Below are 13,992 nucleotides of genomic sequence, written 5' to 3' on the forward strand. Positions count from 1 at the left end.
AAAGTATTATGAATAAGAAATTATTAGTAATGTCTGTATGCATTGCCTTGTCGCTTCCCACTATGGCACAGCGAAGGGCGAGTGCGAAGGTGAAAGCGCCTGCTACGTGGGCGGAAAGCATTGCTGCGGCTAAGAATCAGGCCCATGCGGAAATGCAAAAGACCTGTTTGCCGATTGCATCGAAGGTGATTAAGGCAAAAGAGGCGGCAGTGCCTTTCTCGGCGGATATAACCGGACTGGATGAAATGGTGCTTTATACCTGGGGTACTGTAGATGGTACAGGAGATGATCAGGCTGTATGGGCAAATGCTAAATTAGTGGCGGCAGATGGCTCTTCTGTTTGGTTGAACGACCTGAAAAGTATTTTCAAGAAAACAGGTAGCGGCAGTCTGCGTTTTAATGAGAATGCCAAGGGACAGGATGTAGTCATGAAAGGCAAAACCTATAAACGCACGATCATGGCGAATGCCAATGCGCAAATCGTGGTTCCTCTGGATAAGAAATATACCCGCTTTGAGGCAGAGATCGGATTGGAGAACCGCTCTTCTGCGGGTACGGTGATTTTCCGTCTCCAAGGGATTACCGGCGCGGAAGCTGCTTCGGATATCGTTGCTAAATATCCGACTGAGGCTACTTTGTTTCTGCCATTCGGCGGAAGCGATATGAAAGCACTGGTTACAACCCATGATGCCAGTATCGAAAAGCATATAGCGACGGAAGTTATTAATTTGCTGAATGATAAATCCTATTTTACAGTACAAGTTGCCCAGATTGCTTCTAAACCTACTTTGGATGATCAGGTTATCGGCTATTTGAATCTGGCACAGGAGGCTATGAAAGTATATCAGTTGCAGGAGTCCTTGAGTTGGCTGAATATGCGTGCCATTGAAGAAGCTTATAACGATATGGCAAAAGATGCCGGTTATGATAAGAATGCGAACCAGGCTAAGCTTGCTGAACTGAAGCTACTGACCGGAAAAGGATTCTCCGGCATTTATAAGAATGAGGCTTCTGCCCTGGAAGCTGCCAACAAAGCTTTGCAACTGAAGCGTGATATCTTGCTGGCAAATACAGCGTTGGATATGGATAAGATCATTGTCGGTCGTTATAAGATAGGTACTTCTGCCCGTCAGGTGAATCCGCGTGCTCTGGGTACTCAGAATAACAACTGGTCTAACCAGACTTCCGCTCCACGCGGTGGTTTTAATGCTGAGATTGCAGAGTTATCCAACTTACGTGGAGATGTTAAGACTCGTACTATCTTTAAACCTACCAACGGTTCTTCTGTTCCTGATTTGAAACTACATTGGGATGCTGAACGCCTGATGTTCTCTATGGTAGATACCGACCGCCGCTGGCAAGTATTTGAAGTGAAACTGGATGGTACCGGTTTGAAGAAGCTCATAGAAACCCCGGAAAAAGATCTGGAATTCTTTGATGCCACTTATTTGCCTTCCGGCAAGCTTATCGCTGTATCCAATATCGGTTATAACGGTGTACCTTGTGTGAATGGTAATGATGAGGTAGGTAATATGTGCCTGTATGATCCGAAAGATGGTTCTTTGCGTCGTCTGACTTTTGACCAGGATGCTAACTGGGCGCCAACGGTTATGAATAATGGCCGTATCATGTACACACGTTGGGAATATACGGATTTGACTCACTATTTCTCTCGCTTTGTAATGCACATGAATCCGGACGGAACGGAGCAGAAGTCTTTGTATGGTAGTGGCTCTTACTTCCCGAACAGTACGTTCGATGCCAAACCGCTGCCCGGTGGTTCATCACAGTTTATCGGTGTGATTTCCGGTCACCATGGTGTGACACGTTCCGGTCGTTTGATGTTGTTTGATCCTTCAAAGAGCCGTAAATCAGAGAAAGGTATGTTACAGGAATTGCCTTTCCGCGACCGTAAGATAGAACCGATTGTAAAAGACCGTTTGGTGGATGGCGTATGGCCTCAGTTTATCAAGCCTTATCCATTGACGGATAAATATTTCCTGGTTACTGCTAAGCTGAATGAAAGTGCCCTGTGGGGAGTCTATCTGATTGATATATACGATAACCTCACGTTGATTGCCGAATTTGAAGGGGAAGGTCTTATTTGCCCGACTCCGGTTGTGCAGCGTCCGGTACCTCCGGTGATTCCTGAAAAGATTAATCTGGCCAGTAAAGAGGCTACCGTATTCATTCAGGATATATACGAGGGTGAAGGCCTGGAAGGTGTGCCCCGTGGTACAGTAAAAGCATTCCGTGTGCTTGCTTATGAATATGCTTATAACAGAACTCCGTCCGACCATTGGGCGCAAGGTGTTCAGAGTGGTTGGGATATCAAGCGTTTGTTGGGTACCGTTCCTGTAGAAGAAGACGGTTCTGCGATATTTAAGATTCCTGCCAATACCCCGATCTCATTGCAGCCGTTGGATTCGGAAGGACGTGCCATTCAGTGGATGCGTAGCTGGCTGACCGGTATGCCGGGAGAAACTGTTTCTTGTGTAGGTTGCCACGAAGACCAGAATCAATTGCCTATACCGAAACGTGTGAAAGCTTCGGCTATGGCGCCCCATGAAATTACGAAGCCGGAAGGTGGAGTACGTTCTTTCACTTTCGATCTGGAAGTACAACCTGTGCTGGATCGTGCTTGTATCGCCTGCCACGATGGTTCCAATAAACTGGCTGACTTTACAGGTGGGAAGATAGATAAGTTCTCCGGTTTCGGAGTCAGTTACTTGAATCTGCATCCTTATGTGTACCGTCAAGGTCCGGAAGCGGAGATTGAAGTGCTCGATCCGTATGAATATCATGCTTCCGTGAGTCCGTTGATTAAGATATTGAAGACGGGACATCATGGAGTGGAACTGACTGACAAAGAATGGCAAGCTCTGTACAACTGGATTGACTTCAATGCTCCTTATCATGGCAAGTTTAAAGCCAATGAATTTAAGGGAGTGGAACAAATCAGCCGCCGTACGGAATTGACGGAGAAATATGCCCGCTCCGGTGTAGACTGGCAGGCTGAGATCCGGTCGTATGCTAAATACTTGGAAGGACAAGAGAAACCGGCTCCAGTGAAACCGGAAAAGAAGGAGTATAAAGACAAGGATGTAAAAGTCAAAGGCTGGCCGTTTGATAAAGCCGCTGCCCAGACTATGCTTGCCAAAGAAGGAGAAACGAAAATGAGCATTGAATTAGCTCCGGGTGTAAAGATGAATTTTGTCCGTGTTCCTGCCGGTTCATTTGTGATGGGTAGTAACAGAGGTCATTCCGATTACTCTCCTGCTCATAAGCAAGTTGTGAAGAAAGGATTCTGGATGGGTGAGATCGAAGTCAGCAATGAACAGTTCCGCACAATCTTCCCGGAACATGACAGCCGCTTCATCCGCCAATTATGGAAAGATCATGTACACCAAGGCTATCCTGCCAATAACCCTGAACAGCCTGCTATCCGTGTGAGCTGGGAAGAGGCAATGGCATTCTGCAAGAAACTGAGTGAAAAGACCGGTAAGACTGTTACTCTTCCTACCGAGGTTCAGTGGGAGTGGGCCTGCCGTGCAGGTAGCGACGGTGAGTTCTGGTATGGTTCTTTAAACACAGACTTTGGTAAGTTTGAGAATCTGGCTGACAAGCATTTGAATCTGATGGCGGTAAAAGGAGTGAATCCGATGCCGATGCGGGAAAATGATCCTTGGTACAAGTACTACACTTATCAACCTAAAGAAAATGGTGTGGATGACGGCAATATGCTGATGGTGAAAGGCGGTGGATACCAGGCTAACGCGTGGGGACTCTATGACATGCAGGGTAATGTTGCCGAATGGACATCCTCTGATTATCTGCCTTATCCTTACAATGAAAAGACGCAAGGTACGGGTACGGAGAAAGTGGTTAGAGGCGGATCATGGAATGATCATCCGAAAGCGTCCACCACATACTACCGCAGATCGTATCTGCCTTGGCAGAAAGTATATAATGTAGGTTTCCGTGTGATTATCGAAGATTAGAGAATAAGCTACACCAACTACGAGCTACAAGCTACGAGTGCCTTTTGGCGTGTTATTTATAGACTATCTCAATTCCCCTCCTCCCAGGAGGAGAACTGAGATACTTCGGTTACTATGCCGAAAGGTACTCGTAGCTTGTAGCCCGTGGCTGTTGTAGCTACTATATAAGTAAATATGAAAACTATAGGTTTAGTGGCCGGTCCGTGTAGTGCGGAAAGTCGTAAACAGATGTTGGAAACAGCAAGAGGATTGAAAGAGATGGGCGTTGGCATTCTGCGTGCCGGCTTGTGGAAGCCCCGTTCGCGCTGTGGAACATTTGAGGGAGTTGGCGAAAAAGGACTGGATTGGATGCGAGAGATACAACAGGAGCTGGGACTTCGGGTTATGACTGAGGTGGCACTTCCCTGCCACGTGGAAGCTGTACAGAAAGCCGGTCTGGATATGATCTGGATTGGTGCACGTACTACGGTCAACCCTTTTATGATGCACGAACTGGCCGAAGCCCTGCGCGGGTGCGATATGCCGGTATGGGTGAAGAATCCTGTATGTCCCGACGTAGACTTATGGATTGGTGCGGTAGAACGCCTTCAACAGGCCGGACTGAAAGACATCCGCATCATTCATCGTGGCTTTTGCACGGTAGATAGTTCTCCTTACCGCAATGCCCCCCTTTGGGAATTGGCGGAACGTTTTCATACTCATTTTCCTGAATTGCCTTTCTACTGTGATCCGAGCCATATCGGAGGAAAACGTGAATTATTGGCGGCTATTTGCGAGAAAGCCATATCTTTGCACGCCGACGGTCTGTTTATCGAGTCGCATTGCTGTCCGCAGAAAGCTCTTTCTGATGCTGCCCAGCAACTGACGCCACCGGCACTTGCAGAATTGTTGGCTACGTTGAATGTTTCAATAGAATGACAGATAGATCATAAAACAATTGAAAGGATATATCCGCACATGAAAAAAGTAAGCTCCTCCCTGAAAGCAATGTTCACCTCGTGGAAGATAACATTGATATTGCTGGTGCATTATGTGATCCTGCTGGCTGCCGCAACTTTTGTCGAGAAGGCGCAAGGGACGGCGATGGCAAGGGAAATAATCTATAACAATCCGCTTTTCTATCTTCTGCAATTTCTTTTGATTCTCAATTTCTGTGCTACTGCCTGGCAAGCCCGTCTGTGGAGCCAGCGCAAATATGGAGTCTTACTGTTGCATATCTCCTTTATTGTAATCTTGTTGGGAGCATTAGTGACCAATATGTTTGGTTTTGAGGGAATTGTGCATATCAGGGAAGGAGAAACCGTGTCCCAAATGCGTACAACGGAAGACCAACGCCCGTTGCCTTTTTCCATCCGCTTGGATGACTTTAAGTTGGTTCGTTATCCCGGTTCTCACAGCCCTTCTTCTTTTGAGAGTTTCCTTACCATTCATACGGAAGAGAGAGAACGGAGCGAACACATCTACATGAATAAGGTGATTTATGAGCAGGGATACCGGCTCTACCAGTCCTCCTATGATGCCGATGAACAGGGCACCATCTTGACCGTCAATAATGATACGGCAGGAACAGGTATTACGTATGCCGGATATCTGTTGCTGCTTGCCGGTATGCTGCTGACCCTGGCAGATAAAAAGTCTCATTTCCGCCAACTGGCAAAACAATTGAAACGGGTGACTCCTCTTTTGCTACTGGCTTTTCTTCCCACCCTTTCCTTTGCGCAAAAGGCAGAAACGGAACATCTGCTGAAGAATACCATCCCTGCCGAACAGGCTGAGCAATGGGGACGAATGCAGATACAATGTCCTACAGGCCGTATTGAACCTGTAGATACTTATACGAACAAACTCTTGCGCAAGATCTACCGTAGCGATACTTTCGAAGGACTTAGTTCCGAACAAGTCATTATCGGTTTTCTTATGAATCCGTCTTACTGGGGAAATATTCCTTTTATCCGCCAGACTAATAAAGAATTGCCGCAAGCCTATTCTCTGCCTGAAGGTAAATACATCCGTTTCTTTGATGTATTCAGTGAAGATGGCAGCTATCTGATTTCCGATGCCGTAGACAAGGCATATTCCCGTCCGGCAGCCGAACGTTCGCGGCTTGAAAAGGACCTGTTGAAGCTGGACGAAAAGATTAATATCCTGTATTCCCTGCAACAAGGAAAGATGTTTGCACTATTCCCGTTGCCGGGAGATACGAGTGGCAAATGGTATTCTCCGGGAGATGATTTAAGTGTGTATTCCGGGAAAGACTCTCTGTTCGTATCGAAAATCATGCCGTGGTATCTGAGAGAAGCTTCTGATGCCTTGCGTACCGGTACATGGGAGAGCGCAGGAGAGGTACTTTCCATGATGAACGTGTATCAACAGAAGCAGAGCGCCACACCTTTGCTGACGGAGAAGCAAGTGTCGTGGGAACTGTTTTATAATAAAGCACGTTTATTCTTCTGGTCGGCTATGGGTTATATGGCGGTCGGACTGTTATTGTTGATATTCGTGGTAGGGCAGTTGCTGAAACCCAGACGCTGGGTTAAAACCGCTATCATTCCTTTGGTGGCATTGGTCGTGCTGATCTTCTTGTTGCATACTTCCGGAATCGGTATCCGTTGGTACATATCCGGGCGTGCTCCCTGGGCCAATGCTTATGAGTCCATGATATATGTAGCCTGGGCTACAGCGTTGGCGGGACTTTTGTTTATCAAGCGTTCCTCCATGACGTTGGCTTTGGCGGCTTTCTTTGCAGGTATCATCCTGTTTGTTGCCAACCTGAACTTCATGGACCCCGAAATCACTCCTCTGGTTCCGGTGTTGAAGTCTTATTGGCTGATGATACATGTGGCTGTAATTACGGCAAGTTATGGCTTCTTCGGTATCAGTTTCCTGCTCGGTCTGCTTACCCTTGCATTCATGAGTGCCGGCAATCCGTCGAAAGTAGCCTTGTTGCAGCCCCATATCCGTGAACTCCGCATCATCAATGAAATGTCCCTGCATATAGGGCTTTATCTGCTGACGGCAGGCATCTTCCTCGGTGCTGTTTGGGCAAATGAGTCGTGGGGACGTTATTGGGGCTGGGACCCTAAAGAGACTTGGGCATTGATTACGATGGTGGTTTATGCTTTTATCCTGCATGCACGCTTTCTTCCCGCTCTTCGTTCGGATTATGCATTCAGTGTCATGTCCGTACTGGGCCTTGCTTCGGTACTGATGACTTACTTCGGTGTGAACTACTACCTGTCCGGCCTTCATTCGTATGGCGGAGGTGATACACCGCCGGGACTGACTGCCGTCTTCATTACGTACGCCTGTGCTTTTGCGCTGATGATTTATGCAGGGTATAGGCGGGTGCGTTTTGGGAAATGATAGTTAGAGATAGGTACGCGGACGACGCGGATTGGGCGGACGAACGCGTACCCATTCATCCCTAAATTATCATTTATATAACTCCTTAATCTCCTTTCTAGCAAGTGTGCCGTTTCTTAGCGTCTCATACCTTCCTACAGCCTAAGGATGAAGTATACATATCATATGATATACGAAATTATATCAATCGATATATTAAATTATACCATTCCATATATTTATTTATATCACTCGGTATAAATAAATATACCGCTCGATATAATTTAATATATGTATCGATATAAAATACTATATCAAAGCATATATAAACTTCTTCCTTACCCTTTCACACACTTTAACCGCTACTACCATCATACTCTCACACGCATTGCCTACCTTTACCTCTCTGAATAAAACTTTTCCATCATTATGGCTAAATACAAGAAACGTGTAGAATGGGGTGTCCGCCTCCAGCACTACAACCTGAAAGAAGGTGACGACCTCCATCCCCGTGCCGTACTGCGGGGCACACTCGATGTACACGACCTGGCACTTATCCTCGAAGAAAACAGCCGGGGTATCTACCGTGCCGCCGACACCGAACTGATTGTAAACCAACTCATGTCCGTTGCCCGCGACGCGCTTGTAGACGGCTATGCCCTGAACACGCCTATGGGACGGCTCACCCCCGTCGTGCGTGGTATGTGGAATTTCAACCGCATCAACCCTGCCGCCCGTGCACAGAACCAGGCATCGCTCTCTTACGCTTTGAGCACCGAACTGAAAAAAGCATTCGAAGACCCTCTCTTCCACGTAGAAAACTCCCTTCAACGAGGCCCCTTCATCTTCGATATACGCGATATGGAGAGTGGCACGCACAATGAACGTCTCACCCCTGGAGGTTACGTCTTTCTCAAAGGACGCCTGCTGCTGATGAACGGTGATTCGCCCCTGCGCGGAGTGGAACTGCTGGATGCGGAAACAGAAGAAGTGATACACCATTTCCCTGCCGCAGAGTTGGGGAGTATGAACACCCGTTCGCATCTTTTCTTCCGTCTGCCCAAAGATTTGCCCGATGGAACCTATCGCCTGGCCGTCAGTTCGCAGTGCTGCACCAAACCTACACCGCTGAAAGAACCGGTACGGTGGGTGGACCATAAAGTGCTTAGGGTGGGCGAGGAACCGGCAGAAGAGGAAGATGCTGTGAGATAGGCCTATATACGCTATTTTGAGCTAATAGTTCAAGCTTTTGGAACGATCTTTCAAACCCTTCAGACCCAAATTCCCTAATTTTGCCATAGTTATTAATCTGCTAACAATACTATGGAATGAAGACGCACAAGATCTTACTTATCCTATTTGCCGCCTTTTCAGGCTGGTGTGGAACAATGAACGCCCAGGATGCCGATTTGAAGAAACGTATGAAAGATGCCGATCCGAAAGTGATAGGTACGCGCATAGTCAATAAGTTCCTGGTCACCCCTCATACCCGCTTTGGAAATCCGCGGGCGGAAAAAGCTCCCAATTATGTGACTTATCCTGATGCCTGCACCTGGTTGGGCGCCTTATGGTTCAGCAAAGCCGTGAAGAATAAAGATATGCAGCAGCGGCTGAAGGAACGCTTTGAACCCTTGTTTACTACAGAAAAGAATATGCTTCCCCGCATGGTGCACGTAGACTATAACGTGGTGGGTGCTGTTCCCCTCGAAATCTATATGCAGAAGTTGGGCGACCGGAAATATTTCGATCTCGGAATGAAATATGCCGATACCCAATGGGAAGTTCCTGCCGATGCCAAGCCGGAGGAGATAGCGTATGCCGAGCAGGGCTATTCTTGGCAAACGCGCGTATGGATTGATGACATGTTTATGATAACCACCATACAATCGCAAGCCTATCTGGCTACGGGTGACCGGAAGTATATAGACCGCGCCGCTGCTGAAATGGCGATGTACCTGGAGAAGATACAACGACCGAACGGCCTTTTCTATCACGCCCCCACAGCTCCTTTCTTCTGGGCACGTGGCAATGGTTGGATGGCTGCCGGAATGTCCCGTCTGCTTTCCGTACTTCCGAAGGATAATCCGAACCGTCCGGTTATTATGAAAGCCTATAAAAAGATGATGGCTACTTTACTCGAAAATCAGGACCCCGATGGAATGTGGCACCAGTTGATCGATGAACCCGCTTCGTATAAAGAGACTTCCGGCACGGCAATGTTCACCTATGCCATGCTGGTGGGTGTGAAACACGGTTGGCTCGATAAGAAAACCTATGCTCCTGCCGCCACAAAAGGATGGTTGGCATTGGTCTCATATATCAATGATGAAGACGAGGTAACAAACGTATGCGAGGGAACCAATATCAAGAATGACAAGAACCATTACATGAACCGCAAACAAATCACCGGTGACCTGCACGCTCATGCTCCATTGTTATGGTGCGCTACGGAGTTGTTGACGAAATAAGCCTATCACATTTTTTTTGACCTATGAGAAAACATATTCTTTTGCTGATAACCTTGTTAGCAACCCTGGAAGTAACCGCGCAGAATAATGAGAACTTCTATTTCTCAAACCTGAATCTGAAAGATGGTTTGTCTCAGATCTCTGTGCTTAAAATATTCCAGGATACCAAAGGTTTCATCTGGTTTGGTACGCGCAACGGATTGAATCGTTATGATGGCAGTGAGTTCGTGATCTATAAACATGATCCGAAAGACTCTCTGACCCTGAGTGATAATCATATCTGGAGTTTAGCCGAAGATAACGACCGCAATTTGTGGGTTGGTACGGCACGCGGATTGAATAAACTCGACCTGAAAACCAACCGTATCAAACCGTTTGTTGACGAACGATACGGTGCTTTTGCCAAAAGTGAAGTACGCTGCCTGACGGTAGACTCCCGTAATCGCCTTTGGATAGGAACTACCAAGGGGCTGTACCTGTATGTGCCTGCAATGGATGTATTTCAGCGTATAGACCTGAACGGGAAGATCAAAGATGAATTTATCTCTGTAGTCTACGAAACGAAGCAGCATCAGATTCTGATAGGTACTTCTACGAAAGGCCTGTTTGTCTGCGATATGAACATGAAAGTGCAACGGCAGCTGACCACCCGGACGCCGGGACTTCATCTGCTTGGCAATAGTATCTCTACTATCTATGAAGATTCAAACGGAACGTTATGGGTGGGAAGCGGACTGAGCGGATTGTATCGCATAAACTTTGAGAAAGAGGAAATGGTGACCTATCATAAGGGCAACAGTATTCTGACGAGCAATAGCGTCAGAGCCATATCGGAGTTGCGCGGAATGTTGCTTATCGGTACGTTCGACGGGCTATATACCATCGACCTCTCCACTAATTCTTTCTGGAAACATACGGATGCTTCCCTTGAAAAGGGGAATCTGAGCCACTTTTCCATTTATTCATTGTTTGTAGACAGGAGTCAGACGGTATGGGTGGGGACGTATGCCGGCGGAGTGAGTTTCTCCAGCCGCTTTAACAACCGCTTTGATTTCCATGATCCTGCTACGGTGTTTGATGCATTGTTTGGGATATACGGTTGTATGGTTTCCACTCCCGGCGGTTCTTTATATATGGCAACGGAGGGCAGGGGGCTGCTCGATTATAATCTGGAAAACAGGCAATATGCATATTATCCGATAGATAAAGCTTCAAAGTTGCAGTACAGTCAGAATATTATAAAAGGGCTTCTGTTGGAAGATGATATACTTTGGTGCGGAACGAATAAGGGATCTATCTATCAATTCAATACCCGTACTAAGAAATATACGTTCTATTATCAGTTGCCGGGGGAAATGTCCATTTATTCCATGCTTCGTGATAAGGATGATAGTCTGTGGATTATAACTTCCGATTCGCGTATGGGAGTGATGCGCTTGTCGGATAAAAAGGAACTTCAGAAACACTTTCCTATTAATGGCGGAAAGGACAGTTGTCTGTTTGCCAGTTCGCGCTGCATACTGAAGTTGCGTGATGGGGTAATGTTGATTGGCAGCCGTAATGATGGTCTGATAAAGTACGATGTAAATAGGGAAGAGGTGGTTTACTATGATACGGATGAGAAAGAGCCTCATCGGTTGCTTAGTAATTATGTGACGGGTATTGTGCGTGATAGTTCCGGTCGTATCTGGATTGGTACGTTCGGCGGCGGTATTGCTTTGTACGAGGAAGAAAAAGGAATAGTAAAGACCGTAACGAAGGAACAGGGATTGATAGAGAATGATATTTGCTCCATTGTGGAAGATAGCGACAATAACCTATGGATCAGTGCGAGCAATGGCATTTCGAAATACAATCTGAAAACAGAGGAGTTTACCAATTACAATTCTCTGAATGGCATCGGAGTCTATGAGTTTACTCCCCATAGTGGTTTATTACTGCCCAATGGAGAAATCTGCTTTAGCGGTAACAATGGCTTTGTGACATTTAGTCCGCAGGAGTTGCAATTAAATTCTTTTGTACCGCCATTGGTATTCACGAAGTTGGTAGTGAATAACCAGATGATTGAACCGGAAGATGAAACCGGAATATTGGACACAGTGCTGGATGGTATGGAAGAAATAGAGTTGAGTTATAATCAGAATAATATCTCTATCGGTTACTGTGCACTGAACTTTGTTTTTGCCCGGCAGAATCAGTATGCCACTTTCCTGAAAGGCTACGATAAAGATTGGAATTATATTGGCAATCGTCGGGAAGCCTACTATACAAACTTAAGTCCGGGAACCTATGTATTTGAAGTGAAGGCTTCTAATAATGATGGAGTCTGGAGTCAACAGACACGTAAGATACGCATCATTGTGCATCCACCCTTGTGGAAAACCTGGTATGCTTACCTGTTTTATGCCATTGCTTTTGTCTTTATAATGACACTCATCATGTATTATATATCGAAGAAGCAAAAGCTGGAGCGTGAATTGCAATTCAAACAGAAGGAGAAACTGCAACTGGAAGAGTTCCATCAGGCGAAGATACGTATGTTTACCAATTTCTCCCATGAACTCCGCACTCCGCTTACATTGATTATTGCACCTTTACAGGATCTGGTGTCTATGCCGGAATTCTCTTCCAGTGTGAAGAATAAGCTGAGCCTGATATTCAGTAATGCTCAACGCCTATTGCTGCTCGTGAATCAGTTGATGGATCTGCGCAAGAACCAGGAGGGTAAATTGAAATTGCATATTGCCAAAACGGATATGAATCTGTTCCTGCAAGAGATTTACTATGCCTTTAACCATCTTGCAGCAAAGAAATCCATAGAATTTACTTTTGAGAAGAGTGAAGAGAGAATGTCGGCATGGTTTGATAAGTCTATCGTGGAAAAGGTGGTCTTTAATCTCTTGTCCAATGCGATGAAGTTTACTCCGAATAATGGTAAAGTTGTGTTCTCATTGTCCCGGTGTACCTTTGCCGAACTTCCGCCGGAACAGCAGGCAGAATTGAATAAGATGCCTGCCGATACCCGGTTTGCCTGTCTCTCGGTTACCGATTCCGGGAAGGGTATTACGGAGGAAGATATGAAGAATATATTTGCACCTTTTTATCAGGGTGAAGATGACAATAAAGAGAATGTGGGTACGGGTATCGGTCTGAGTCTGACACGCTCAATCGTGCTTCTGCATAAAGGCACTATTTCCGTATCCCATAATCAGCCTACGGGTACGATCTTCAAAGTTTATATTCCGATCAGCAATTCTGTCTACGGCAAGGAGCAATTGGTGGAGGATGATGAAGAGCAGGTAGTGGAGGACGTTATCCCGTCAGCCAAGGAAATGCACTTTGAGATAGAGAAGAAGTGGACTGTACTTCTGGCGGAAGATAATGATGAAGTAAGAGCTTACGTCAAAGAATGTCTGGATCCTTATTTCTATGTGCTGGATGTAAACAATGGTAAGGATGCACTGGAACTGAGTCTGGAGAAATATCCGGATTTGATACTGAGTGATATCATGATGCCGCAGATGGACGGACTGGAACTGTGTTCACGTGTGAAGCAGGATTTACAGCTTGGGCATATTCCGGTAGTACTGATGACGGCCAAGTCCATGGTGGTTCATATCAAGGAAGGCTTTTCGGTGGGAGCCGATGACTATATCGTGAAGCCTTTCAGTATGGATGTGCTGATTTGCCGTATCAACAGTTTGCTGGAATCCCGTGAGAAACTGAAGAAACTATATGGAAAGAAGTTCTCTCCGGAAGCGATGGGCATCGAGATTGTTTCGGGGGATGATCGGTTTACGCAGAGTTTCTTTGAGATTATAGAGAAAAATATCTCTAATCCGGAGCTTGGAGTGGACTTGTTGAGCCAGGAGTTAGGTCTGAGTCGTGCCAACCTGTACCGGAAACTGAAAGCGGTAACGGAACTTTCTCCAACAGAGTTGATACGTAATAAACGTTTGGAGATAGCTGCCAAACTCTTGTTGGAATCCAGTTATACGGTTTCTGAAATATCGGTCTACACAGGCTTCAATAGTCATGCTTATTTCACCAACTGCTTCAAGTCATTTTATGGCTATTCACCTTCAGAGTGGGTACAAAGGCATAATGATAAGGGAGAAACTCCCAAATAGCTTCTGTTTTGCATATCGTTTGGAATAGAATCTCAAATGAATAAGACAATA

Annotated in this window: 6 protein-coding genes; all 6 read left to right on the top strand. The window is 46.1% G+C overall.

The features are described 5' to 3' along the window. Positions 1-8: 8 nt before the first annotated feature. A complete protein-coding gene (locus K429_RS0105840; RefSeq protein WP_025726317.1) occupies positions 9-4,001 on the top strand; it encodes an SUMF1/EgtB/PvdO family nonheme iron enzyme in 3,993 nt (1,330 codons plus the stop codon). A 174-nt stretch (positions 4,002-4,175) separates the two neighbouring features. Beyond that, a complete protein-coding gene (locus tag K429_RS0105845; RefSeq protein WP_025726318.1) occupies positions 4,176-4,919 on the top strand; it encodes a phospho-2-dehydro-3-deoxyheptonate aldolase in 744 nt (247 codons plus the stop codon). A 39-nt stretch (positions 4,920-4,958) separates the two neighbouring features. Then, complete coding sequence (ccsB, locus tag K429_RS0105850) at positions 4,959-7,364, top strand: c-type cytochrome biogenesis protein CcsB (protein WP_025726319.1); 2,406 nt, start codon at positions 4,959-4,961, stop codon at positions 7,362-7,364. 408 nt (positions 7,365-7,772) lie between these two features. Continuing rightward, the gene (locus K429_RS0105855; protein WP_025726320.1) at positions 7,773-8,555 is read left to right on the top strand and encodes a DUF4469 domain-containing protein; all 783 of its coding nucleotides are present in this window, start codon (positions 7,773-7,775) and stop codon (positions 8,553-8,555) included. Between the two features lie 116 nt (positions 8,556-8,671). After that, positions 8,672-9,811: a glycoside hydrolase family 105 protein gene (locus tag K429_RS0105860; RefSeq protein ID WP_025726321.1), complete on the top strand. Its 1,140-nt coding sequence runs from the start codon at positions 8,672-8,674 to the stop codon at positions 9,809-9,811. Between the two features lie 23 nt (positions 9,812-9,834). Further along, entirely contained in the window at positions 9,835-13,941 is a 4,107-nt protein-coding gene (locus K429_RS0105865) for a two-component regulator propeller domain-containing protein (protein WP_025726322.1), read from the top strand. Positions 13,942-13,992: the final 51 nt, after the last annotated feature.

Origin of the sequence: Bacteroides sp. 14(A) (genome assembly GCF_000526555.1) — a bacterium.
Classification (GTDB): Bacteria; Bacteroidota; Bacteroidia; order Bacteroidales; family Bacteroidaceae; genus Bacteroides; species Bacteroides cellulosilyticus.

Bases quoted from the DNA above. Each gene is read 5' to 3' on its own strand.
- K429_RS0105840 (WP_025726317.1), top strand. From the start codon at position 9: ATGAATAAGAAATTATTAGTAATGTCTGTATGCATTGCCTTGTCGCTT.
- K429_RS0105845 (WP_025726318.1), top strand. From the start codon at position 4,176: ATGAAAACTATAGGTTTAGTGGCCGGTCCGTGTAGTGCGGAAAGTCGT.
- ccsB (WP_025726319.1), top strand. From the start codon at position 4,959: ATGAAAAAAGTAAGCTCCTCCCTGAAAGCAATGTTCACCTCGTGGAAG.
- K429_RS0105855 (WP_025726320.1), top strand. From the start codon at position 7,773: ATGGCTAAATACAAGAAACGTGTAGAATGGGGTGTCCGCCTCCAGCAC.
- K429_RS0105860 (WP_025726321.1), top strand. From the start codon at position 8,672: ATGAAGACGCACAAGATCTTACTTATCCTATTTGCCGCCTTTTCAGGC.
- K429_RS0105865 (WP_025726322.1), top strand. From the start codon at position 9,835: ATGAGAAAACATATTCTTTTGCTGATAACCTTGTTAGCAACCCTGGAA.